The organism is Brevibacillus invocatus (genome assembly GCF_003710915.1).
In the GTDB taxonomy this organism is placed as follows: Bacteria; Bacillota; Bacilli; order Brevibacillales; family Brevibacillaceae; genus Brevibacillus; species Brevibacillus invocatus.
This window is the reverse complement of record NZ_RHHR01000010.1, coordinates 21936-45209: the sequence shown is the minus strand read 5'-3', so window position 1 is coordinate 45209 and position 23274 is coordinate 21936. Positions and strand designations below refer to the sequence as shown.

Here is a 23274-nt window from a genome sequence, read left to right as displayed (position 1 = left end):
CGGGTCATGAGCAAAATGCATGAAAAAATCGACGAGTTGATGGCGCGGAAATTCAAGATTCAACTGGGCGGTGGCGATGCTCGGATCGATGCTCAGCATAATCGTGGCAAGCTAACGGCCAGAGAACGGATTGAAATCCTGCTTGATCCAGATACGTTCATGGAAATGAATCCTTTTGTTGAGCATCGCGCTACCCATTTTGGTCTGGACAAAATGGAGGCTCCTGGAGAAGGCGTCGTGACAGGGTATGGGAAAATCCACGGAAAGCCGATTTATATTTTTGCCCAGGATTTTACGGTCTTCGGTGGTGCCCTCGGTGAAATGCACGCGATGAAAATCGCCAAGATCATGGATCTAGCCGCAAAAAACGGAGCGCCTGTCATCGGGTTGAACGATTCCGGCGGCGCACGCATTCAGGAAGGGGTAAGCTCCCTGGATGGGTATGGCACGATCTTTTACCGCAACTCCATCTATTCTGGGGTCATTCCGCAAATCTCCGTGATCCTGGGACCATGCGCAGGTGGAGCTGTCTATTCCCCTGCGATCACGGACTTTGTATTCATGGTAGAAAAAACGAGTCAGATGTTCATCACCGGTCCAAAAGTCATCGAGACGGTGACGGGCGAGAAAATCTCAGCCGAGGATCTTGGGGGTGCCAAGGTTCACTCCAGCATTAGCGGAAACGCCCATTTCACAGCTGAAACCGAACACGAGGTATTGGCGGGAGTACGTCGACTGTTGAGCTTTCTTCCACAAAACAACACGGAAAAGCCACCCGTTGTCGAAACGGACATCAAACGCGCCATGCAGGAAGAGCTGCTTGAGCTGGTTCCGGCAGAGAGCACGAAGGTATACGATGTGCGCCAAGTCATCGAAGCCATCGTGGACAACGGTGATTTTATGGAGGTACAACCGCAATTTGCCAAAAATATCGTCATTGGCTTTGCACGGATCGATGGCCATAGCGTAGGGATGATTGCCAATCAGCCAAAGGTGATGGCAGGTGGATTGGATATTCATTCTTCTGACAAACTGGCTCGATTTATCCGTTTTTGCGATTGCTTCAACATTCCTTTGGTCACGTTTGAGGATGTATCCGGCTTTTTCCCGGGCATCAACCAAGAACATGGCGGCATTATCCGTCATGGTGCCAAGATCCTGTACGCGTATTCGGAAGCGACCGTCCCCAAAATCACGGTCATTTTGCGCAAAGCCTATGGCGGTGCGTACGTTGCGCTGAACTCGAAATCCATTGGGGCAGACGTGGTATACGCATGGCCAAACGCTGAAATTGCTGTCATGGGTCCTGAGGGGGCAGCCAACATTATCTTCGCGAAGGAAATTGAGCAAAGTGAAGACCCTGCTGCGACGAGAGCGGAAAAGATCGCCGAGTATCGTGACAAGTTTGCCAACCCGTATGTTGCCGCAAGTCTGGGAATGGTCGACGATGTGATCGATCCACGTGAGACGCGTACCAAGGTTGCCCAAGCGCTGGAAATGCTGCGAAACAAACAGGAGAGCCGTCCGTATAAAAAGCATGGAAACATCCCTTTATAGGAGTGATATTTTGCCATGAAACTTCATGACATTCGGGAAATTATGAAATTGGTTAATCAATCGTCTATTGAAGAACTGGAGTGGGAGCTGGATGGAACGACTGTCGTGATCAAAAAAGCGGCACCGGTAACCATCGTTGAAGAAACAATCGTTGAACAGGCGACAGAGGTTGAGACGGGATACCAACAAGCAGCCGCTACCGCGGAAGAAGTGGAAGCCGAAGAACAAAAAGTGGAGGAAGAAGATCAAACAACGATCATCTCTTCCACATCGATTGGTTTGTTTTACGCAGCTGTGGCTGTAGGACAAAGTATCAAGAAAGGCGATATCATAGGTCGCTGCACCATCGAACCCCTGCAACTGACGGAGGAGATTTTCTCTACTGCAGATGGGGAAGTTGCAGAAATTTTGGCTGCTGATGGCCAACTCGTCGATTATGGCCGTGCATTGATTGCCGTCAAGCAAAAGTAGGGGGGAGAATATCGATGTTTACAAAAGTACTGATCGCCAACCGTGGCGAAATTGCTGTTCGTATCATTCGTGCATGCCGGGAATTGGGCATTGCCACAGTAGCTGTATACTCCGAAGCGGATCGTGAAGCCCTCCATGTTCAACTGGCAGATGAAGCCTACTGCATCGGACCCAAGGCTTCCAAGGACAGCTATCTCAACATGTCGCGTATCATCAGCGTCGCTCTGCTGACCAAAGCAGACGCGATTCATCCGGGATACGGCTTCCTGGCAGAAAATACGTCCTTTGCTCAGCTATGTCGGGATTGCAACATTACGTTCATCGGACCTGAGGCAGAAGCCATTCAGAAAATGGGTGACAAATCGGTAGCGAAATCCACCATGCATGCTGCCAATGTACCCCTCGTACCAGGAACAGAGGGCCTCATCGACGATATGGAGGAAGCATTGGAAGTGGCGAAGAGTATCGGCTATCCGGTAATCGTCAAGGCAACGGCTGGCGGGGGAGGTCGCGGTATGCGTGTGGCGGCAGATGAGGAAGAGCTATCCAAAGCTATTCGCCAGGCACAGAAAGAAGCTGAGACAGCATTCGGCAATGCCGGCGTATATCTGGAAAAATACGTAGAGGAACCGCGCCACGTCGAGATTCAAGTGATGGGCGACAAGCACGGCAATGTGGTGTATCTGGGAGAACGCGACTGCTCGATCCAACGTCGTCACCAAAAGCTGGTGGAGGAAGCACCATCTCCTGCATTGGATCAGGATTTGCGTGAGGCAATGGGACAAGCGGCAGTTGCCGCAGCAAAAGCGGTTGACTATCACGGTGCAGGAACCGTAGAATTCCTTCTGGATAAACACGGGAAATTCTACTTCATGGAAATGAATACACGCATCCAGGTCGAACATCCTGTGACTGAAATGATTACCGGCTTTGACTTAATCAAAGAACAAATCAGGGTCGCGGCTGGTGAACCACTTTCCTTTAAACAGGAAGATGTGAAAATGAACGGTTGGGCTATTGAATGCCGGATCAATGCAGAGAATCCCGCTAAAAACTTCATGCCATCACCAGGAAAAGTAGTCCGCTATCTTCCACCGGGAGGATATGGCGTACGTATAGACAGTGCCGTCTATCCGGGTTATGAGATTACGCCTTTTTACGATTCGATGGTGGCCAAGCTGATTGTGTGGGGGAAAGATCGCGAAGAAGCGATCGCGCGGATGAAACGTGCTCTCGACGAATTTGTGATCGATGGTGTCCATACAACCATACCGTTCCATTCGAAATTGCTGGAGCATCCTGACTTTGTAGAAGGAAACTTTGCAACCAACTTTTTGGAGATTCATCAATTGGAGCTGTAAGCGAAGACAGGGAAAAGACAGGCTGTAAATGGGCCTGTCTTTTTTTTACCCATTAAAAAAGGTCCTAGATTACGGACCTGATTAAGCAAGAGCTTCATTTGTACAAAATATCTTCTCTTAACGATTCGACTTTTGTTAAGGCGTCCTCGATATCGCTTTCTTTTACTCCAAAATGGGTAAGGGCAGCTCGCAAATGACTGACGATCGCATCAAAGTGGACCGGTTGTAAATTCATACCTTCGTGCACTTTCGCCATAGACTGGCCAGAATATTGATTGGGACCACCGAGTGCATAGCTAATGAACTTTGTTTGATGCTTTCGTTGTTTCTCCATATCGGTATTTGCAAAAAAATGATTGACAGTATCATCTGCTAATACCAAGTCGTAGAAGTAATCAACAACCTTAGAAATGGTTTCTTCTCCACCATATTTTGAGTAAAACGTTTCCAAAAGGTGACCTCCTCGAAGTTCAGACATCCATTTAAATATTCCACAAATGATTGTAATTTATTGATGGACAACCTTTGAAAAACACGATGAACGCCTTCTATATAAAGTATGAAAAAGAAAAACACGCCATAGAGCGTGTAGTTTAAAAGGGGTTGTGGTTGTTTTGGGACATATGGTTCATCGTTTGTTGATAATAAGCATCATCACTGTAGTGTTGGACTGAATGTTTATCTCGCGCTTTGAAGCTTAATAAGCCAGTTAAGAAATACCCTGCGCCAATCACGGCTACAACTATGCCAAGGATATACAGCATACATAGTCCCCCTTTCGTGATTTGATTGAAGTATAACAAATTTTTCAATAATTTGATATCTGGTGTTGACACGAATATAGAGGTGAAATTTTCCAAGGGATAATGGTCGAAAGAAAAAGAGCGCAAGTGCGCTCATTCGTACGAGTTATTTTGCGCGTGGCGCACTTTCAAAACCTTCCTTTTTATGCGTACCATCACAGAAAGGCTTTTTCTCAGATAAACCGCATCGACAGAGAGAAAAGGTTGATCCGACCTCATACTTGTCACCAGCACCATCCACCAATTCAACATGACCATTTACACGAATGGAACCATTGTCGTTAATCTTGATAATGACTTTTTCCTGATCCACTTCATATCCCTCCTTTGTTCCTATCATTACCTATTATTATGTGGTGCAGAAGGGTATGAGGCTTTTTAAATTTTTCACATCATTTTAGGTCTTCGTTGATGAACAAGGTACTTGATGATTCAGGTAAACAGGGCGCTAGCGTTATTAACCGTAATATTATTATGTAAAGTTCTGAACCCACTCAGTATTGCATTGTGGTGGGCGATAATCTGAGCGGCCTTTAAGACAGAATTATCAAAAGTGGAATGACAATCTCCCACGAGTGTTACATCATATCCGAATGAAACGGCCCTCCTACAGGTCGAGTCGATGCAGTACTCGCTTTGCAGGCCAGCAATAATCAGATGATTGATTTCTTTAGACGCTAGCTCTTCGCTTAATGTCGTATTGAAAAAAGAATCGCAAGCAAATTTGTGAATGACAGGTTCATTTTCCAATGGGCGAACCGCGTGATGAATTTGCCACGTTGGAGTCCCGATCTGAAACTCACCTTCGGGCTCACAATGCTGAATAAACAGGACGGGAACTTGTTGATGACGGGCTTTGGATACTACATTCGCTATGCGTTCTATTAATGCTTGTCCTTCATAAGCGTGATCGATTAGAAATTCTTGCACATCGACGATGAGAAGAGCAGAATTTTTCCCCATGATCGTATGATCCCTTTCTGTATTGGAGTTATAAGAAAAGAACTTACATTACAAAGTACAATAACATCCTTCCAGCTTCGACAAATCCATTAGAAACGCAGCCGTAATCGGCGTTCCAGACCCACAATGGGGAGAGACGGTCAAGGCGTATGTTGTACTAAAAGCCAACCAACAGCTTACCAGTGAAGAAGTGATTGAACACTTCAGCACACGGATTGCCTCTTATAAAAAACCACGCTACTTGGAATTTTTGAAAGCGCTGCCACGGAATGCTTCTGGGAAAGTCTTAAAAACGACTTTGCGCAGGTTGGACGAAGAAAAGAACGCAACCGATGTCGTGTAGATAGAGAGGATGTTCAGGAGATGAGAACACTGGAAGGAAAGGTAGCGGTCGTGACAGGTGCCGGCCGGGGCATCGGTAAGGCTATCGCGTTATTGTTGGCAAAGGAAGGTGCCAAGGTCTTGGTAAACGATCTGGGTGGAAGCACCCAGGGATTAGGGAAGGATCAGAAGATCGCAGACGAGGTGGTAGCTGAAATCCGCCATGCAGGAGGAGAGGCAATCCCCAGCTACGCGTCGATTACGGAGCTGGAAAATGCGAAAACGATCGTAAATGCGGCGTTGGAGCATTTTGGCCGACTGGACATTCTCGTCAACAATGCTGGGATCCTGCGTGATCGCATGATTTTCAAAATGACGGAGGAAGAATGGGATTCCGTGATTGCTGTCCACTTGAAAGGCTCGTTCAACATGACCAGTGCCGTAGCGCCACATTTTAAGCAGCAACAGGGTGGCCGCATCATTAACTTCACTTCGACCTCAGGCTTGATCGGCAATATCGGGCAAGCCAACTACGCTGCGGCAAAGCTTGGAATCGTCGGCCTGACAAAATCGACTGCGTTGGATATGAAGCGGTATCAGGTTACAGCTAATGCGATCGCACCCTTTGCCTGGAGCAGGTTGATTGGAACCATACCGATCGAAACAGAAGAACAGAAAAAACGGATAGATAATATCAAACAGATGGTACCAGAGGATATTGCACCATTGGTAGCTTACCTGGGGAGCGACCGGGCTGCGCATGTATCTGGTCAAATTTTTGGAGTCAGAGGCCATCTCCTCTTTACAAAACAGCTTTACCCCACTGGATGTATCCGCCGATGTGTTTCCCTATGAACCGCTCGTGTAAAGTGAGGAGAGGAGTGGGAGGATGGATGTACGAGAAATCATGCAGAAAATCGAGCATCAATACAGCTATGATAAAAGCTTGGGCATCACGGTAAGAGAGCCAGAGAAGGGAAAAATTGTGCTGGAGCTGCCTATCACGCGTTCGCATCTGAATTACAATCATACGGTGCATGGTGCGGTATACGCAGGTCTTTTGGATACGGCTACCGGTCTAACGATTCGTTCGTTGACCGGTCAGCCTTCGGTTACGATTCAGTTGAATGTTCATTATCTGGCCCCGGGAAATGAAGGGGGTATACTGATTGCAACAGCCAGCATCTGACATCAAGGCTACAAGATGGTAACGGGAGAAGCGGAAGTAAGAAATCAAGAAGGAAGGTTGTTGGCTAAGTCTGTCGGAATATTCAAACTAAAATGGGCGGATACAGGATCAACCGGAAAGGAGGAAAGGGCATGAAATGGCTCATTCTGTTCTTATTATTTGTCCTGAACATCTTGAACTACACGGATAAATCGATCATTGGAGTCGCGGCTGCCGACATGATGAAGGATTTGGGGTTGAATTACGAGCAATGGGGATTGATCAGTAGCAGTTTTTATTGGTTGTTGTTTATAGCTACAGTTTTGGGTGGAGTCCTGTCGGATCGCTTTGGGCCAAGAAGGGTTCTCGCCTACATGGCTATTGTCTTTGTTTTCCGGAGTAGGTCTCATCGTCGCTGGCATCAGCCATTACGCGATCACGATTTTTGATTCTCCGTTTCTGCTCATGATTTGCTATGCAATGGAGGCAGCATTTGTCTCCTTCCTCGTTGCGGTCATGCCGCAGGTCGTCATGACCGCAATGCCAGGCAAGCCAGGTACGATCATCGGTTTCGCCATGATGATCGGTTCTTTCTCCGGCGTAGTCGGTCCGTTAATTAGCGGGAAAATCATTGAAGCATCTGGCGCCACCCAAGGAGGGTTTGGACAGGCTTTTCTCTTATGCGGGGTCATCTGCGTGATAGCAGGAATTCTAGTAACGCTCTTCACCAAACCGGAAGCTAAAAAAATGGATCAGGTTCATACCACATAAGCATCATGTCCGAAGCGCCAGACATGATTGTCCATTCAGTGCGTATCTTAGTGCTAAAGAGTGTGTTCGACAACGAGGGACGTCATCAAATCAGTAGAGTTGGGGTTGGAGGGCGCCGGAACTGTATGTATCGGAAAAAGGAGAGGGTTCGGATGAAAGCACTCGTTTTGCAAGGTCAAAAAAATTGTGTAGTGCAGGATGTTGAAACACCGACTCCAGGGGAAGATAGCATTTTGGTCAAAGTCATGGCCAATGGTGTATGCAGAAGTGACTGGCACGTTTGGGAAGATAAGGACCCCGTCTTTAAAAGCCCGATCCTGGGACACGAATTTTGCGGCGTAGTGGAAGAGGTAGGCAAGAATATTACTCGTTTTAAAAAGGGAGATCGAGTCATCGCACCCTTTTCAGGAAGTGAAGGGACTTGCCCGCAATGTCAGCAAGGTCATACCAACATCTGCGATTCTTTCCTCTTGCCAGGCTTTACGTATCCAGGCGGGTATGCAGAATATGTATCGATACCACTAGGAGACCGAAACCTGGTTCATCTGCCAGAAGAGATTTCGTTCGTAGATGGCGCTGCTCTCGGTTGCAGATTTATGACCTCCTTTCACGGAGTTGTCGACCAAGCCCAAGTCAAACCAGGTGAGTGGGTGGTTGTCTACGGTTGCGGCGGAATCGGATTGTCAGCCGTTCATATCGCAGCAGCCATCGGGGCAAACGTCATCGGCGTCGACATCAATCAGGCAAATCTGGAATTAGCCAAACAGATGGGGGCTGTCTATGCGATCAACAGCCGCGAGACTGATCCTGTCGCAGCAGTCCTGGAATTGACGAAAGGTGGCGCAGATGTCTCGATTGATGCGCTCGGCTATGCGGAAACCTGCGTCAACGGCATTCGCAGCTTGAAGAAAAGAGGTAGGCATTTGCAAATAGGACTCACCTCATTCCAGGAGCAAGGCATTATGATTCCTGTCAATGAAATGCTGTTGAAGGAAATACAATTTTTAACGACATTCGGCATGCCTGCTCATCGATTTGGCTCTCTACTGCCACTGGTGGCAACAGGTAAGCTCACGCCTGGGAAAATGGTTAACAGGGAGATATCCCTCTCAGAGGTAAGTGGAATTTTTGAAGCAATGAGCAACTATACAACGACAGGTACGTTTGTAGTCACGAAATTTGAATGATAGACATGATAAAATGCGCGGCAATAGGGTTGCAGATCTTCGAGATCCGCAGCCTTGCTGCGCATTTTCATGGGCTATTCCTCTAGGGAGGCAGGGGATTGGAACTTGCTGAGCTTTTTGTATAGCTGAGAACGACTGATCCCCATCATTTTCGCCGCAATCGTACGATTGTCGCCTGCTGCCCGAAGTGCAGCTGCGATTGCTTGTTTTTCCGCCTCGAGCATCATTTTTTTGTACAGGTCGGTAGAGGCCTCGACGGATGGGGCTATCAGCCCAGGAACAGTAGGGTTTTTGGGCTTTGAAATGGATGAAATGCTCGCTTTCATTTGCAAATGCTCAGGCAGGTGCTGCACGTCGATTTCATGACCTGATAGGCAGTTCAAAGTCCGTTCCTCACGAAATTCTTCCGTAGCCACCATTTTCTCCAGATTTTTATTGGTAGCAATAAAATACTGGAAAAGCCGGGAGCAGATTGGCGGGCGAGACGGATGAGCCGGTTCATTTCTGCATTAATGGTCAAAATGTCGTTCAGATCAAAATGTTTTCCGCCCAATAAGGACAGCTCCGCACGATAGTAAGAGACTTCCTTTTCAAGATTCTCCAAACGTCTTGTGACGGTCTTCCACTTGTTCAAGTTTTTATAGATGATTTTTCCCAAAGCCCCGACGGTCTTCTTCTCTCTATGAATCGGTATTTTCGTAACGAGAGACCTGCTTTTTCCCATAAAGACAGCTTCGATATTCTCTTCCAGGAAATCATCTGCCAAGGCTTCAGTCAGCTTGAGGTCCGGAAAAAAAGGTCTATCTCCTGGTCGATGAGATCTTCCTTGGGGCAGCTGACCAGCTCACTGATGGTATGGTTGACGATCTCAATTTTGCCCTGTTGACCGATGAGAATCAGTCCGTCGTAGGCAGCATCGACGACCGTTTGCAGCTTTTGCTTGAGGCTTTTGGTCATTTCAAGCTCGCTTGCAATCGTCTCGTAATCGGTTAAATCCTGCAGAATCAGAAGAGAGCCCCAAGGATGCTCCTCATGCGAGATCGTTTTCGCAGTCAGAAGCAATTTCTTGTTATGAATGGAGACGCGGTTTAACTTCATCTTCAAAAAGCGTGACAGGCTCGCGAATCATGTGGGTGAAAACAGCTGAATCGAGGGAGATATCTTCCAGCAATGCTCGGAAGACAGAGTAGCGTGTTATGGCACCAACGAGTTGGTTTTGTTCATCTACAACCGGGAGTATTCCTACCTTGCTCTGGTGGAAATAGAGGACAGCTTCACGAAATGAGCTATGGGTCTTCAAGAAAGAAAAGTTAGTGGTCATGAAAGGGGTTGTACGAACTATGATACACGCATTTGAAAGGATGTGTACGTTATTATCTGTATTGTATGAAAAATAAGACAATTTGTAGGATTCATGCGACACACCCTACAGTTGTTCTCGAAAAATTGCGGAGAAACTGCTCGTCATATATGGCACAACGCTTGCAACACATAGTAGTGAGGATACAGAACGAAGGGGAAAGAGAGGAATCAAGGATGAAGCTGGAAACAAAGATTGGCATCTCGACCACAGATAAGATATTCGTCCACGGCTACGATTTGACAGAGGATCTCATCGGAGAAATTACATTAGCCGATATGGCTTATTTAGGAGCAGCTCACCGGAAGCCGAGTGCAGCGGAATCCAAAATGCTAAATGCTTGCATGGTCGCTATCTGCGAGCATGGCTATACACCGAGCTCCTTGTCTGCACGACTGACCTATCTCGGGGCGCCTGAGGCTGTACAGGCAGCTGTAGCTGCAGGATTGCTAGGGGCCGGCTCCGTTTATTTGGGGGCAATGGAATACGTTGCTCAGATGCTGCAGGAAGGCATCGAAAACTACTGTGAAGACGCTGATGCAGCACGAATCGCCAGCCGAGTAATCGGCGAGAGGGAAGAGAAAAAGCTATCCATCCCAGGGTTCGGTCATCCTGTCCATCGTCCAGTAGATCCGAGGACGCCAAAGTTGTTTTCACTTGCAGAAGAACTAGGTTTCTACGGTTTGCACTGCCAGGTGATGAATGAGATTCACCAGCAGTTTTGTGAGAAGAAAGGCAAGACGATTACCTTGAATGTAGCAGGTGCAATCGGTTCGGTGATGTCGGACATGGGGCTCCATTACTCTGTCATCAAATCGTTTGCGGTAGCAGCCAGAGCGGTTGGATTGATTGGACACATTGTGGAGGAGATCGAGTCAGGGCGAAAACATTGCGCAGCTCAGAAACTGTACGACTATGTGGAGGAAAACACCGTATACCTGCATCACCAAAAGCCTGAAAAGGAGTGAAAATGCTTGCTCGTGACCTTTAGCCAAGAGATCGAAGAGATGCGCAAAGCGGTAAGAATCTTTGTTGAGGAAATGGTGGAGCCTGTAGCTGATCAAATCGAGCGCGAAGATCATATCCCGGACACCATCATGCTGATGTGCAAAGAGATTGGACTTTTCGGCTTGAGCATTCCTGCGCAGTATGGTGGTCTTGGCATTGATATGGTCGGAAAATGTGCGATTTTTGAAGAAATCGGAAAAACCAGCAACGGCTTTACGACCGTCATCGGCGCCCATAACGGCATCGGTTCAGTGGGAATTGTAGACTTTGGCAATGAAGAACAGAAGAATCGGTATCTTCCGCGGATGGCGACTGGGGAACTGATCGGCGCTTTTGCGCTGACTGAGCCGAGCGCAGGCTCCCACGCCGCGAATCTGAAGACGCGGGCCATAAAGAAGGGCGAACGCTATGTGTTGAACGGCTCCAAGCACTACATCACCAATGCTCCCATAGCGGGCCTGTTCACGGTGATGGCGGTGACGGACCCTGAAAAAGGAGCAAAGGGAATCACCTCATTTCTGATCGAAAAAGACTTTCCTGGGTTAAAAATTGGAAAATGGGAAGAAAAAATGGGCCTGCGGGGGTCGCAATCGGCTGAAGTCTTTTTTGAAGACTGCGAGGTCCCCGTTGAAAATGTGCTTGGTGAGGAAGGAATGGGCTATACCAATGCTTTAAAGATTTTGGCTAACGGGCGTGCAGGATTGGCAGCACGCAATCTTGGCTCTTCACAAAAGCTGCTGGAATTATCCATGAAATTTGCCAAGGAACGGATTCAATTTGACAAGCCAATCCTTGAACAGCAGATTATTCAGCATTACTTGGCCGATATGGCACTTGACGTCGAAACGCTTCGTTCTTTTACGTATCATGTCGCAGCATTGGTGGATGCAGGAAAAAACGTGATCAAGGAAGCCGCGATGGTAAAGCTGTACGGCTCTGAGGTATACAATCGAGTAGCAGATAAAGCCGTGCAGATTCACGGAGGTTTGGGCTACATCAAGGATTACCCCATCGAGCGTTACTACCGGGATGCTCGTATTACCAAGATCTATGAAGGAACATCGGAGATCCAGAAGAACATCATCGCGGGACAGCTGATCAAGGAGTACTCGTAAATAACGGGAGGAGTGAGACGGATGGCATATGTGGAAACAACTCGCATGGGTGGAGAAGGAACCGTTGCCGTTGTTACCTTGAATCGACCAGAGACAAGAAACGCTTTTAATTCCCAGATGGCGATGGAAATTGACGAAGCCTTTCGTTCTTTGGCTGATACAGATGCAAGAGTCGTGATTCTCACCTCATCGAGCGAGCATGCTTTTTGTTCAGGAGCAGATCTGAAAGAACGATTGGGGCTGTCCGAAGCGGAGTGGCGGGCGCAGCACGAAAAATTTGAACAAATGTTTAACACTATTGCAGATATGCCGCAGCCTATTATCGCCGAAGTGGATGGCTTTGCATTGGCAGGTGGATTCGAAATGGCACTCAACTGTGATTTTATGGTGGCAGCTGAAACAGCGATGTTTGGACTGCCAGAAGTTACGCGAGGTATCATGCCAGGGGGAGGCGGTTCCAGGCTTTTGGCCAGACGCATTGGTGTGCATCAAGCCGTGGATACCTTATTTAACATGGAGCATAATCAGGCGAGAAAACTTGAAATGATTTATTACGACAAGTGTCTGGATACAAGGGATCGAGAAGAAGGTGTGCGAGCTTTCGTAGAAAAGCGTACACCGCGATTTATCGGACAGTAAGAACAGATAGCATCAAACTTGCAGGGAAGGGAGAGAGTCGTATGCGCACTCGTGTTACAGAATTGCTCGGAATTGCCTATCCCATCATTTGCGGCGGAATGTTTCGTGTAGGGCGCGCACATTTGGCAGGGGCTGTATCAGAAACCGGAGGATTAGGAATTATTACATCGGCAACCTTCGATGATCCAGAGGAGTTGCGATTGGAAATACGTCTGGCTTTCATTTTGATTTTTTTATCATTGGCAAGCATCTTTATTTTCGAAAGCCGCTAAGTCAGATGAAGCCCGTCATCTCCTTGACCTGGGGAATATCACTGCGCAGCTTTTCTGTGGATGTCAATCTAACCTCACAGGCTGCGACCTACACCGTACGAAGCATGGAGCCAAATACGACCGAAATCAAAGAGGCCAAAGCCACTTCTTCGGACATTGGGAAATTGGGCTCCAGTTCAAAGACGGGTGCGGATCACTTACAAGCCATAGGCGACTATCTCAACCGATATGAATCCAGTAAAAAAACAGAGTCTCCCGACGAACGAAAAGCGGTTGCCAAGGCGCGAATCAACAAAATGGCAATGGGATTGTTGGGTGGACAGTGCGAATCCATTGGCTTGCCAGAGAGCTGCGCAGGACGATATATCGAATTAAAAGGATTAGGAAAAAAATTAAGCCAAACCTATTACATCACGGCAGTCACGCATACGATCGATGGGGATTCAGGCTTTGTAACCACTTTTCAAGTGAAGGGAAATACCATATGAGCTTCGAAGAATGGTTCCATTTGGAGACTCTGCCAAACCACCAGCAGCATAGCTGGTACATGACGCATCCCGATTTGTTTCGCATTCGCGATCGAGCTGTCATTCGTATCACTCTTGGCAGTAATGGCAACAAAGACCTTGAATCGCGCTTGGCGAAAACGTTGGCAGGATCTGACCTGGCAGTATGGACGTATTATTCAGGCGGAGTATGGGTCCCTTTTGACGAGGTCACTTGGAGCGATACCCATCTCTTTTTAATCAAAAAGCAAGTCAAGCCTTGGGAGCCGTTCACTTTAGATGGCGTTGAGAGCAGATGGGTACGCTGTCAGGTGAGGCCAAAGCAAGTGGAACGCATGCTGGAGCAAGGGGGAGGCTTGTCCATCTCACACATTCAGTTGAAAACGGACTACCTCCCTTCCCAAAATGAAAGTGGACTCTTACCAGATATGCTTTTTGCCAATGACGTACAAGCTTCTGACGATGGATGCTATCCGTTCGGGGAGCACTTTGCGCCGTATGGGATCTTTTCTTTGAGCTGTGAGGAGGCTTTTTCGAAGCCGGGCAGTGAGATAAGGCTACGCTTTCGGATGAAGCTGCTGCGGGAACAACAGCGTCGGGTGAGCAAGAATAGGCAATAAAAAACAACGCTTCTTTTTTTGAAGGAGCGTTGTTTTTATGTGGAAATGACTTATTCACGGTGAGCGATAATGTCACGAATCCCGAAAATAAAGCGATCGATTTCTTCCACTGTATTATAAGGAGCCAGGCCAGCCCGAATCCAGCCACCTTCCTGATTGATGCCCAGTTTGTCCGCTAGTGTCATGGCGTAGAAATCACCGTCTGCAATGAAAACAGCGTGTTCATCAGCCATTCGCTGACACACGACCTGCGGCGACAGCCCAGCTATGCGAAATGCGATCGTCGGCGTTTTGGGTATTTCGGGATCGGCTTGATAAAGCGTAACGCCATCCATTTCAAGCAGCGCTTCTCTCATTTTGTCAGCCAAGCTGTTTTCGTGTTCTTCGATGGCTTCAAATCCGGTGCGAAGCTGTTCGCGTAATGTGTCTCCTTTACCAAGGCTGGCGACGAATTGAATCGCCGGAGTGATTCCGGCTATACCCTCGTGGTTCTGAGTACCCGTTTCCAGCTTGTCAGGAAAAGACGCGGGGGCTGGTGACAGCTTGTAAGGCTGAATAGAGTCAAATAGCTCTTCACGGATGACGGCAATTCCAACATGGGGTCCAAAAAATTTATAAGCTGAGCACAATAAAAGATCGGCACCAAGCTGATCGCGGTCCACAAAAAAATGTGGGGTGGCATGTACCGCGTCTACTGCCACCAGTGCCCCGACAGCCTGGGCTTTACTCGTAATAAACGGAATGTCGTTGATGGTACCGACGGCATTCGAAGCCAAGCCGACAGCGACCAGTTTGGTTTTAGATGTTATAATCGAATCGATTTCGTCCACTTCGATGGTAAGGGTTTCAGGATTCACTCGCAACCAGCGAACAGTCATACCACGGTCAGCTGCGATGGTTAGCCAGGGGTCTACATTGGCACGATGATCCAGCTCCGATACGACAATTTCATCGCCCTCACCCCAATTTCGTCCCAACGCCCGTGCGATGGCAAAGGTTAGCGTAGTCATGTTTGCTCCAAAAGCTACCTCTGTAGCTTTGACGCCAAAAAGCTGGGCAACATACTCCCGAGCGTCAGCAATGATCGCTTCTGTTTCTTGACTGGAAGGAAAGGAGCCGTGCAGATTCGCGCCACCATTGGCCATATAGGCGTAAATCGCATCCATCGATCCTTTCACAACCTGAGAACCTCCTGGCCCATCCAGATAAACGGCTGGCTTACCTTGGTAGATTCGTTGAAGAGCAGGGAATTGCTGGCGTACGGCTTCAATAGGGAACGAGCTGAGCGTTTTGGTCATGCAACACGTCTCCTTTTATGGGAAGTTAGGGTAGTAGAGCATTCATTTCATATTATCACAATTATCATAAAATTTTGATCTATTTTGATCACTCAACATTCAATCCAGGTTGTACGAAATATGTTTGTCTGTTATAGTGAAAAGAACGGAATATGATGGAATGTCATCCAGAATGTTGTACTTTGTCGCAAATTGTCCAAACATTCAGAATTAAAATTTTTATCGGTAAAGGAGGCAACTTCGTGCAGCTAACCTATGCCCACACCTTTTTATTACCCAGGGAGATTGTCTGGGAGTTGATCCAAAATGAGGACGTCCTGAAACACTCGATACCCGGATGCAAATCCTTTACCCAATTGGAAGACGGAAGCTATGACGTCGAGATGGGACTGAGTGTAGGTCCTGTGAAAGGCGTATTTACAGGGCATGTGCAGATGACGGATCACCAGGAGCCCTCCTACTATTGTCTGAAGGTAAAGGGAAAGGGCGCTCCAGGCGAGGTGGACGCAGTAGCCCACATGCATCTGGATGAAGCGGAAAATGGAGTTACCTTGAATTGTCGAATGGAGGTGGTGGTAACTGGCGTCCTGGCATCGGTTGGTCAAAGAGTGATGGGTGGTGTAGCAAAACTCGTCTTGGGCCAATTTTTCAAGTCGGCAGACACGGAAATGAGGAAGTTGACATCACAGGTGTAGGCTTTCGATTTTTAGGAGGTGTGACGATGGCAAATCAGGTAGAGGTCTCAATCAAGGTAAACGGAGTGGACAGCAAAGCAGAAATCGAACCCCGTATGCTGCTGGTCCATTTTTTGCGCGAAGAACTGAATTTGACGGGTACACATATCGGCTGTGATACCAGCCAATGTGGGGCTTGCACCGTGCTGTTGGATGGTGATCCGGTGAAATCCTGTACCGTTCTGGCTGTACAGGCGAATGGCAAATCCATCACGACGGTGGAGGGACTCGCAAACCAAGAAGAACTGCATCCCATCCAGCAAAGCTTCTGGGAAAAGCATGGTTTGCAGTGCGGCTTCTGCACACCTGGGGTCATGATAGCTGCGGTTGGCCTGCTGGGCGAAAATCCCGATCCGTCTGAAGAAGAAATTCGTGACGCGTTGGAAGGCGTTATTTGTCGTTGTACGGGTTACCAGTTCATTGTCGATGCTATCAAACACGCGGCACAGATCATGGCAGGCGAAGAGAAAGTAGCGATGGCGGATTCGTTGAAGGTGGAGGAGGTTCGGTAACAATGGCTAGCTTGATCGGAAGTGCTGTCAAACGAAAGGAAGATCCGCGCTTACTGACTGGAAACGGCTGTTTTACAGATGATATGAAGCTTCCTGGCATGGTGTACGCTTCCTTCCTGCGTAGTCCTCATGCCCATGCCAAAATTGCCCGCCTGGTTGTGGACAAAGCCAGTCAGCTCCCAGGTGTGATAGCGGTATTCACTGGTCAGGATCTGGCTGACAAGATGACTTCTGTTCCAGCCATGTGGTTTTTGCCGGGATGCGATTTGAAGCCAAAGGATCGTCCAGCTTTGGCGGTCGACAAGGTTCGTTACGCTGGCGAGGCCATCGCAGTCGTCGTTGCCAAAGATCGTTATATTGCTCAAGACGCGCTCGATTTGATCGAGGTGGATTACGAAGTTCTCCCAGCGGTTGTCCAGCAGGAGAAAGCCATGCAAGAGGGTTCTTCATTATTGCACGACGACGTCCCGAATAACCTGGCCTTGCTGTGGAAGGCAGGCGATATTCCGGATCAGGTATTTGAAGAGGCGGAAGTCGTGGTCAAGGAACGTCTCTACAACCAGCGAGTGATCCCCAATCCGATGGAAACGAGAGGCGCGGTTGCCCAATACAATCCTGGCGGCGGAGAATTGACTCTGTGGTGCACCTCGCAAAATCCACACATTCACCGCTTGATTTACGCAAATGTGCTCGGAATCCCAGAGACGAAGCTGCGGATCATCGCCCCTGATGTTGGTGGAGGGTTCGGCGCCAAGATAGCGACCTATACGGAAGAAGCCGTCGTCGCGTGCATCGCCCGTGAAGTGAAAAAGCCTGTGAAATGGATCGAAGAGCGCAAGGAGCATTTCATGGCTACCAGCCACGGTCGAGACGAGGTTCTAGAGGTCGAGCTAGCCGGCACCAAGGATGGTAAAATCACAGCACTTCGCGTTACGAATACAGCAAACCTCGGAGCTTACCTCTCTACCTTTGGCGCAGGATGTCCGACGATCGATTTTGGGTTGATGGTCACGGGAGCCTATGCCATTCCACAAGCCGCTGTTGTCACCTATGGCGTGTATACCAATACCACACCCACCGACGCATATCGGGGTGCTGGGAAGCCGGAAGCCACTTATCAAATAGAACGGGCCATCGATTTGTTCGCGAGCAAAATCCGAATGGATCCTGTTGAAGTACGACGAATCAATTTTGTCCCCAAAGAATCGTTCCCCTTTGGAAATGCAATGGGTGTCACCTACGACAGCGGTAACTATCAGCTCACTTTGGATAAAGCCCTGGAGTTGTTTGACTACCAAGCATTTCGCAATGAGCAGGAAGAACAAAGGAAGAAGGGCAAGTATCTGGGCGTTGGTTTTTCTACCTATGTAGAGCTCTGCGGCTTTGGGCCGTCGGCAGTCGCAGGTGCGATAGGGTTTCAGGGCGGGGTATGGGAAAACAGTACGGTTCGAGTCCATCCGCGTGGAACGGTGTCCGTCTTTACAGGTACTTCACCGCATGGACAGGGAACTGCGACCACATTTGCCCAAATCGTAGCTGAAAAATTAGGAATACCGATCGAAGATGTTGAGCTGGTTCACGGCGATACACAAAGCGTTTCCATGGGCTGGGGTACATATGGCTCTCGAGCGACAGCAGTTGGTGGTGCTGCCGTTTCGATTGCAACAGACCGCGTAATTGAAAAAGCGCGCCGAATCGCAGCCCACGAGCTGGAGACGACTTTGGATCAGGTGGAATTTATCAATGGACAGTTCACAGTAAAAGGTGATCTGACCAGATGCAGGACCTTCCAGGAAATTGCCAAGTCCGCAAACTACGCGTGGAATCTTCCAGAAGGTGTCGAGCCTTCCCTTGAAGGGCAATCCTTCTTCGATCCTTCCAACTTCGTCTATCCTTTCGGAACCCATATTTGTGTAGTCGAGGTAGACGAACATACGGGAGAGATCGAAATCAAGCGTTATGTAGCTGTTGACGATGTGGGGCGTGTGATCAACCCGCTGCTTGCTGAAGGTCAAGTGCACGGTGGAATTGCCCAAGGCGTGGGTCAGGCACTGTGGGAAGGTGCTGTGTACACGGATCAAGGACAGCTGATGTCCGGAACCTTCATGGATTACACCATGCCAAAGGCACGTTTCTTCCCACCGATAGAATCCGCCTTTACAGAGACGTTGTCCCCAGTCAATCCATTGGGTGCAAAGGGTGTTGGGGAAACGGGCACCACTGCTGCTCCACCTGCTGTCGTCAATGCTGTCATGGATGCGTTACAGCCGTTTGGCATTCACAATCTGGATATGCCACTCACACCCGAAAAAGTATGGCGAGCTATTCGTAGCGGGAGGGATAACGGATGATTCCAAGCACATTTTCTTACGTACAAGCGCAGTCTGTACGAGAAGCCATACAGCTATTGCAGGAGAGCAACGGAGAAGGAAAGCTGTTGGCAGGCGGACACAGCCTAGTGCCACTCCTCAAGTTTCGGCTGACTACACCCGGTACGTTGATCGACATCGGGAGTGTAGAGGAATTACGCGGGGTTGGGAAAGAAGAGAATCGGATTGTCGTGGGGGCATTAACCTCCTATAAGCAGATTCTTCGGGATCCTACCGTATCGGAGCATCTTCCTGTGCTGGCTGAAGCAGTCAGGCAAATCGGAGATATCCAAATCCGAAATCGCGGAACCATTGGCGGCAACCTCGCTCATGCGGACCCAGCTGCCGACATTCCGGGCGTTGCTCTCGCCCTTGAGGCTTTGCTGGAGATACAGGGAGAAGACGGAGCAGAGCTTGTTGAGGCGGACGGCTTCTTTCTAGGGCCGCTTGTGACAGCTTTACCGGAAACCAGTATCCTGACTTCCGTTTCATTCCTGATCCCACCGGATGGCGCGAAAAGCACCTACTTGAAATACGCTCATCCTGCTTCCGGTTACGCCGTCGTGGGTGTGTGTGCAATAGCCGCTACAGACCCTGATGGATTGATATCCTACATTCGCATTGGGATCAATGGAGCTGGTGACATCGCGTATCGCGCGAGGAGCGTGGAGGATAAGCTGCTCGGGCATTCCCCGACTCCGGATAGAATTCGGGAGGCAGCAGCAATGGCCGCTGAGGAAGGGGAAATGGGCAGCGATCATTTCGCTTCAGCCGAGTATCGCAAGCATCTCTGCACGGTCTATACCGAAAGAGCTTTACGTTCCATTTTGCTTTAAACCATGAGCAGCTGGATGGTCCATTCTGTTCTTGGAATGGGCCATCTATCCACCGTGAGGGGTGAGCGGATGCAAGAACAGATCGAAATTGTCGAAGCGATCGACCGGGCGAACGGCACCAAAAGTAAAGGAGCGCTTGCGACGGTAATCGGAGTTATTGGCTCGGCTTATCGCCATCCGGGTGCGAAGATGTTTATCGATGAGCAAGGGAACTCCACGGGAATGATTTCCGGTGGTTGTCTGGAAAGTGATGTGGCGCATGTAGCCTTGCAAGTCATGGAGACTTCCTTAGCAGTGCGAAAGCAGTACGTGATGGAGGAAGATCTCGTGTGGGGTCTGGGTCTTGGCTGTCCCGGCACCGTCGAACTATACATAGAACCGCTTCCATCGTCTTTTCAGGAGCATGATCCTCGACTTCATTGGATGAGAACGGTTCAAGAGGAGACATCCGGAGTTCTCTGCACCCTTTTTCCTTCTTCGGTAGAGAAATGGGATGATGAGCCTGCAAGATTGTTTATATCTGAGACGGGAAGTTTCATTGGCGATCTGGGTAAATCTGCTTGGAATGAAGAAGTGCTTGCATGGGCTCATGAATTGATAAACCTTCCGCATGCAAAGTCCATGTGGCGTGATTTATCTGATGGTACCCATCAAGTATTCTTTGACGTCTACCAGCCCCCACCGGAATTGATGATATTTGGAGCTGGTCACGACGCCATTCCGCTTGCTGAGATGGGGGCTTCTCTCGGTTTGTCGATTACCGTGATCGATCCGCGACCGGCCTACAATACAACTGATCGATTTCCTCGTGCAAGACAGCGGCTTCTTGTTCGGCCGCACGAAAATGAGCAGATCCCGATCCGCAATCGGACCTATGTGGTGATCATGAACCACCATTTGGAAAGAGATCAGGAATCGCTAAAGCTGGCCCTTCGATCCCAAGCACCTTATGTGGGCCTGTTGGGGCCAAGGAAGCGATGTGAGCGAATCATGAATTCGCTTAAGGAGCAGGGCATACGTTTTACAGATGGCGAGCTTGCCCGCTTGTTCAATCCGATCGGCATGAATCTGGGTGCTGAAACGCCGGAGGAAATTGCAGTTAGTATTGTTGCTGAAATATTGGCAGTACAGAGAGGGCATGAAGGCGGGTTTCTGCGCGATCTGTCATCCATTCACCGCAGGTCGCAAACGTCAAGTGTGTCCCTTCTTTCCTAATACTGCGCCTGCTTGATTTTGGTCTTGTTTCATATGTCTATGGAGGTGATCGAGGTGAAGGAAGTTAGTCAATTGCAGACGCGTTACGAGTATGGCGGAGATGAATTTATCTTCGTCCAGTTGTCGGAAGCGATGAGCTTGGAGGCAAACTTTAAAGGAATGGCCATCACCCGTAAGCTGAAAGAAGCAAATCTGGAGGGCGTTTATGATATTTGTCCTTCCAATGCTTCTTACATGGTACGATTCGATCCTGAAATCATCGCCCCGCAAGCATTGCTGGAGAAGCTGCAGCAGATCGAGCGTGATTTGGGTGGATTGGACGAGATCACGATTACTTCCCGATTAGTTGACGTTCCGGTCTATTTTAATGATCCGTGGACCCATGAAGCGCTGATGCGTTTTCGCGATCGGCATCAGGCTCCAGATTCTACGGATTTGGAATATTCCGCAAAAATCAATGGGTACGCCAATACGGATGATTTCATCGAAGCGATCACCAGTGCTCCGTTTCTCGTCTCGATGATCGGCTTTGTGCCTGGTTTGCCGTGGTGCTTTCAGATGGTGCGCCAGGAAAAACAGATTGAGGTGCCCAAGTATGTACGGCCACGTACGTTTACTCCCGAGCGAGCATTTGGTTTTGGTGGGGCGTTTTCCGTGATCTATCCTGTCCAAGGGGCTGGCGGCTATCAATTGTATGGGATTGCCCCTGCACCTATTTATCAAAAAGAACAGACATTATTTGATTTTCAGGACTCGATCGTGTTTCCGAAACAAGGAGACATCTTCCGTTATCGCAGCATTCATGCGGACGAGTATCAGGCGATTCGCGAGCAGGTAGAGGACGGCAGCTTTGTCTACCACAAAAAAGAGATTCGATTCACCCCAGGTGAAGTTCTCTCTGATTTGGAAGCTTTTGCCGAGCGGGCGTTAAGGAGGTTGTACCATGATTAACGTAAAAAAACCCGGACTGCAGACAACCGTTCAGGACCGTGGCCGGATCGGTTACTACGAGATCGGAATGCCTCCCTCTGGTGCAATGGACAAATACGCATTCACCGTCGCCAATCTGCTGGTTGGAAATGATCCGAATGCAGCAGTGCTGGAAATCACCTATTTGGGCCCTGTTTTGGAATTTGGCAAAGCCATGAAGATCAGCCTGACAGGTGGAGAAATTCCACCGAGAATCAACGGGCAGCCTGTTCCGATGTGGACTACGCTGGAGGTACGTGAGGGAGACCAGCTTTCTTTTGACTTTGTAAAAGGCGGAGCGCGTGTCTACCTGGCCATAGAAGGGGGTATTGCGGTACCACTGATCATGGGCTCGCGTTCAACGTATACCTTAATCGGAATTGGGGGATTTGAGGGCAGAGCTGTGGCGGAAGGGGATGTGATTTATACCGCAGATATGCGGAAAAAAGAAATTCCCGTCGGCACCCGGATTGACCCGGATCTGATACCTGCATACAGCAAAACACATGAAATACGGGTCGTTGTGGGACTTTGCAGCTATCGGCTGACAGAGGAGAGCAAGCAAACATTTTTGGATACGGAGTGGACAGTAACCCCTGAAGCCAACCGTACAGGGTATCGCCACAGAGGTGAGAAGCTGCATTTTGTGGAGCGTGAACAGCCATTTGGCGCAGGTAGCAACCCTTCCAATGTGACGGACTTGGGGTATCCCATCGGTTCGATTCAGGTTCCAGACGGCGTGGAGCCGATCGTACTGCTGCACGATGCAGTGACGGGCGGTGGGTATGCGACCATCGCGACGGTCATCAGCAGTGACCTGGATCGGATGGCCCAAGTAAAGACCAACGAGAAGGTGCGCTTTGTCTCTGTCAGTTTGGAAGAAGCGCTTGAAGCAAGAAGAACCGTAAAGCAAAAGCTAGGCGTAATTGCGCAATTCATTGAAATCGGGATGTAGGAGGAATCGAATATGGCAGAAAAAACAGCAATCGTATCCCCATTGCCTGGTATTTTTTATCGGAGACCAAGTCCGGATAGTCCGGAGTTCGTACAAGCAGGCGAGGCGATCAAGGTGGGCGATGTAATCGGGCTGATCGAGGTCATGAAAAACTACTATGAAATCAAGGCGGAAGAAGACGGGGTCGTGGACCAATTTGTCGTCGGTGATGAAGAGCTGGTGGACGCAGGACAAGAGCTCGTCACGCTGACGAAGTAAGGGGAC

31 protein-coding genes are annotated in these 23274 nt (G+C 48.9%); 23 read left to right on the top strand and 8 right to left on the bottom strand.

What is annotated here, in order from left to right; all coding sequences use genetic code 11:
* Positions 1 to 15: 15 nt before the first annotated feature.
* Genes EDM52_RS06260 through accC form a run of 3 tightly spaced genes read left to right on the top strand, consistent with a single transcriptional unit; the run spans position 16 to position 3389 of the window.
* On the top strand, positions 16 to 1557 hold the full coding sequence (locus EDM52_RS06260; protein WP_183184901.1) for an acyl-CoA carboxylase subunit beta: 1542 nt from the start codon (positions 16 to 18) through the stop codon (positions 1555 to 1557).
* Positions 1558 to 1572: 15 nt separating this feature from the next.
* Positions 1573 to 2028, top strand: a complete 456-nt coding sequence (locus EDM52_RS06255) for an acetyl-CoA carboxylase biotin carboxyl carrier protein (protein WP_122908179.1) — start codon at positions 1573 to 1575, stop codon at positions 2026 to 2028.
* Between the two features lie 14 nt (positions 2029 to 2042).
* Positions 2043 to 3389: an acetyl-CoA carboxylase biotin carboxylase subunit gene (gene accC / locus EDM52_RS06250; RefSeq protein WP_122908178.1), complete on the top strand. Its 1347-nt coding sequence runs from the start codon at positions 2043 to 2045 to the stop codon at positions 3387 to 3389.
* 94 nt (positions 3390 to 3483) lie between these two features.
* On the opposite strand, the gene EDM52_RS06245 is transcribed toward accC, so the two are convergent.
* From EDM52_RS06245 to EDM52_RS06235, 4 genes are all read right to left on the bottom strand, one after another.
* A complete protein-coding gene (locus EDM52_RS06245) occupies positions 3484 to 3840 on the bottom strand; it encodes a group I truncated hemoglobin (protein ID WP_122908177.1) in 357 nt (118 codons plus the stop codon).
* Between the two features lie 142 nt (positions 3841 to 3982).
* Positions 3983 to 4153: a hypothetical protein gene (locus tag EDM52_RS24520; protein WP_183184868.1), complete on the bottom strand. Its 171-nt coding sequence runs from the start codon at positions 4151 to 4153 to the stop codon at positions 3983 to 3985.
* Positions 4154 to 4298: 145 nt separating this feature from the next.
* Positions 4299 to 4505 carry a CDGSH iron-sulfur domain-containing protein gene (locus EDM52_RS06240; RefSeq protein WP_122908176.1) on the bottom strand — a complete coding sequence of 69 codons (207 nt, stop codon included), beginning with the start codon at positions 4503 to 4505 and terminating at the stop codon, positions 4299 to 4301.
* 119 nt (positions 4506 to 4624) lie between these two features.
* The gene (locus EDM52_RS06235) at positions 4625 to 5155 is read right to left on the bottom strand and encodes a cysteine hydrolase family protein (RefSeq protein ID WP_122908175.1); all 531 of its coding nucleotides are present in this window, start codon (positions 5153 to 5155) and stop codon (positions 4625 to 4627) included.
* A gap of 88 nt (positions 5156 to 5243) precedes the next feature.
* On the opposite strand from EDM52_RS06235, the gene EDM52_RS06230 reads away from it, so the two are divergent.
* The 6 genes from EDM52_RS06230 to EDM52_RS06205 all read left to right on the top strand — a co-directional run bounded on the left by EDM52_RS06230 (position 5244) and on the right by EDM52_RS06205 (position 8602).
* Entirely contained in the window at positions 5244 to 5498 is a 255-nt protein-coding gene (locus EDM52_RS06230; protein ID WP_122908174.1) for an AMP-binding enzyme, read from the top strand.
* 20 nt (positions 5499 to 5518) lie between these two features.
* A complete protein-coding gene (locus tag EDM52_RS06225) occupies positions 5519 to 6331 on the top strand; it encodes an SDR family NAD(P)-dependent oxidoreductase (protein ID WP_245996604.1) in 813 nt (270 codons plus the stop codon).
* Between the two features lie 34 nt (positions 6332 to 6365).
* Positions 6366 to 6665, top strand: a complete 300-nt coding sequence (locus EDM52_RS06220) for a PaaI family thioesterase (protein WP_122908173.1) — start codon at positions 6366 to 6368, stop codon at positions 6663 to 6665.
* A 131-nt stretch (positions 6666 to 6796) separates the two neighbouring features.
* Complete coding sequence (locus EDM52_RS06215) at positions 6797 to 7093, top strand: MFS transporter (RefSeq protein WP_183184866.1); 297 nt, start codon at positions 6797 to 6799, stop codon at positions 7091 to 7093.
* Positions 7032 to 7415, top strand: coding sequence for an MFS transporter (locus EDM52_RS06210; protein ID WP_183184864.1), 384 nt, complete (start codon positions 7032 to 7034; stop codon positions 7413 to 7415). Before EDM52_RS06215 ends, EDM52_RS06210 begins: the two co-directional genes overlap by 62 nt.
* A 152-nt stretch (positions 7416 to 7567) precedes the next feature.
* Positions 7568 to 8602 carry a zinc-dependent alcohol dehydrogenase family protein gene (locus tag EDM52_RS06205; RefSeq protein WP_122908170.1) on the top strand — a complete coding sequence of 345 codons (1035 nt, stop codon included), beginning with the start codon at positions 7568 to 7570 and terminating at the stop codon, positions 8600 to 8602.
* Between the two features lie 74 nt (positions 8603 to 8676).
* On the opposite strand, the gene EDM52_RS06200 is transcribed toward EDM52_RS06205, so the two are convergent.
* The 3 genes from EDM52_RS06200 to EDM52_RS06185 all read right to left on the bottom strand — a co-directional run bounded on the left by EDM52_RS06200 (position 8677) and on the right by EDM52_RS06185 (position 9923).
* The gene (locus EDM52_RS06200; RefSeq protein WP_221175539.1) at positions 8677 to 9018 is read right to left on the bottom strand and encodes a helix-turn-helix domain-containing protein; all 342 of its coding nucleotides are present in this window, start codon (positions 9016 to 9018) and stop codon (positions 8677 to 8679) included.
* A 358-nt stretch (positions 9019 to 9376) separates the two neighbouring features.
* Positions 9377 to 9700 carry a hypothetical protein gene (locus tag EDM52_RS06190; RefSeq protein WP_148038731.1) on the bottom strand — a complete coding sequence of 108 codons (324 nt, stop codon included), beginning with the start codon at positions 9698 to 9700 and terminating at the stop codon, positions 9377 to 9379.
* Positions 9672 to 9923 (bottom strand): CBS domain-containing protein, encoded by a 252-nt coding sequence (locus EDM52_RS06185; protein ID WP_148038730.1) that lies wholly within the window; start codon positions 9921 to 9923, stop codon positions 9672 to 9674. Before EDM52_RS06185 ends, EDM52_RS06190 begins: the two co-directional genes overlap by 29 nt.
* 215 nt (positions 9924 to 10138) lie before the next feature.
* Between EDM52_RS06185 and EDM52_RS06180 the strand changes: the two genes are divergently transcribed.
* From EDM52_RS06180 to EDM52_RS06155, 6 genes are read left to right on the top strand one after another with little or no spacing between them, the layout of a single operon-like run.
* Complete coding sequence (locus tag EDM52_RS06180; RefSeq protein ID WP_122908165.1) at positions 10139 to 10930, top strand: citryl-CoA lyase; 792 nt, start codon at positions 10139 to 10141, stop codon at positions 10928 to 10930.
* Between the two features lie 6 nt (positions 10931 to 10936).
* Positions 10937 to 12085 carry an acyl-CoA dehydrogenase family protein gene (locus EDM52_RS06175; protein WP_245996598.1) on the top strand — a complete coding sequence of 383 codons (1149 nt, stop codon included), beginning with the start codon at positions 10937 to 10939 and terminating at the stop codon, positions 12083 to 12085.
* 21 nt (positions 12086 to 12106) lie between these two features.
* Positions 12107 to 12724, top strand: a complete 618-nt coding sequence (locus EDM52_RS06170) for an enoyl-CoA hydratase/isomerase family protein (protein ID WP_122908164.1) — start codon at positions 12107 to 12109, stop codon at positions 12722 to 12724.
* Positions 12725 to 12765: 41 nt separating this feature from the next.
* Positions 12766 to 12996, top strand: a complete 231-nt coding sequence (locus tag EDM52_RS06165) for a nitronate monooxygenase (RefSeq protein ID WP_122908163.1) — start codon at positions 12766 to 12768, stop codon at positions 12994 to 12996.
* A gap of 5 nt (positions 12997 to 13001) precedes the next feature.
* Entirely contained in the window at positions 13002 to 13484 is a 483-nt protein-coding gene (locus tag EDM52_RS06160; RefSeq protein ID WP_245996585.1) for a hypothetical protein, read from the top strand.
* Complete coding sequence (locus EDM52_RS06155) at positions 13481 to 14122, top strand: hypothetical protein (protein WP_122908162.1); 642 nt, start codon at positions 13481 to 13483, stop codon at positions 14120 to 14122. Before EDM52_RS06160 ends, EDM52_RS06155 begins: the two co-directional genes overlap by 4 nt.
* A 50-nt stretch (positions 14123 to 14172) precedes the next feature.
* Here the strand turns inward: EDM52_RS06155 and EDM52_RS06150 are convergent, their stop codons facing one another.
* A complete protein-coding gene (locus EDM52_RS06150) occupies positions 14173 to 15420 on the bottom strand; it encodes a cysteine desulfurase-like protein (RefSeq protein WP_122908161.1) in 1248 nt (415 codons plus the stop codon).
* Positions 15421 to 15662: 242 nt separating this feature from the next.
* On the opposite strand from EDM52_RS06150, the gene EDM52_RS06145 reads away from it, so the two are divergent.
* The 8 genes from EDM52_RS06145 (at position 15663) to EDM52_RS06110 (ending at position 23268) form a co-directional block, all read left to right on the top strand.
* Positions 15663 to 16115 (top strand): SRPBCC family protein, encoded by a 453-nt coding sequence (locus EDM52_RS06145; protein ID WP_122908160.1) that lies wholly within the window; start codon positions 15663 to 15665, stop codon positions 16113 to 16115.
* Positions 16116 to 16141: 26 nt separating this feature from the next.
* Positions 16142 to 16666 carry a (2Fe-2S)-binding protein gene (locus EDM52_RS06140; protein ID WP_122908159.1) on the top strand — a complete coding sequence of 175 codons (525 nt, stop codon included), beginning with the start codon at positions 16142 to 16144 and terminating at the stop codon, positions 16664 to 16666.
* A gap of 2 nt (positions 16667 to 16668) precedes the next feature.
* Positions 16669 to 19017 (top strand): xanthine dehydrogenase family protein molybdopterin-binding subunit, encoded by a 2349-nt coding sequence (locus EDM52_RS06135; RefSeq protein WP_122908158.1) that lies wholly within the window; start codon positions 16669 to 16671, stop codon positions 19015 to 19017.
* Complete coding sequence (locus EDM52_RS06130) at positions 19014 to 19871, top strand: FAD binding domain-containing protein (protein ID WP_122908157.1); 858 nt, start codon at positions 19014 to 19016, stop codon at positions 19869 to 19871. The genes EDM52_RS06135 and EDM52_RS06130 overlap by 4 nt, the downstream gene beginning before the upstream one ends.
* Positions 19872 to 19940: 69 nt before the next feature.
* Complete coding sequence (locus EDM52_RS06125; protein ID WP_122908156.1) at positions 19941 to 21086, top strand: XdhC family protein; 1146 nt, start codon at positions 19941 to 19943, stop codon at positions 21084 to 21086.
* 33 nt (positions 21087 to 21119) lie between these two features.
* Positions 21120 to 22037, top strand: a complete 918-nt coding sequence (locus EDM52_RS06120; RefSeq protein ID WP_245996583.1) for a 5-oxoprolinase subunit B family protein — start codon at positions 21120 to 21122, stop codon at positions 22035 to 22037.
* Positions 22030 to 23010: a 5-oxoprolinase subunit C family protein gene (locus EDM52_RS06115; protein WP_122908155.1), complete on the top strand. Its 981-nt coding sequence runs from the start codon at positions 22030 to 22032 to the stop codon at positions 23008 to 23010. The genes EDM52_RS06120 and EDM52_RS06115 overlap by 8 nt, the downstream gene beginning before the upstream one ends.
* A gap of 12 nt (positions 23011 to 23022) precedes the next feature.
* The gene (locus EDM52_RS06110) at positions 23023 to 23268 is read left to right on the top strand and encodes an acetyl-CoA carboxylase (protein WP_122908154.1); all 246 of its coding nucleotides are present in this window, start codon (positions 23023 to 23025) and stop codon (positions 23266 to 23268) included.
* Positions 23269 to 23274 lie beyond the last annotated feature (6 nt).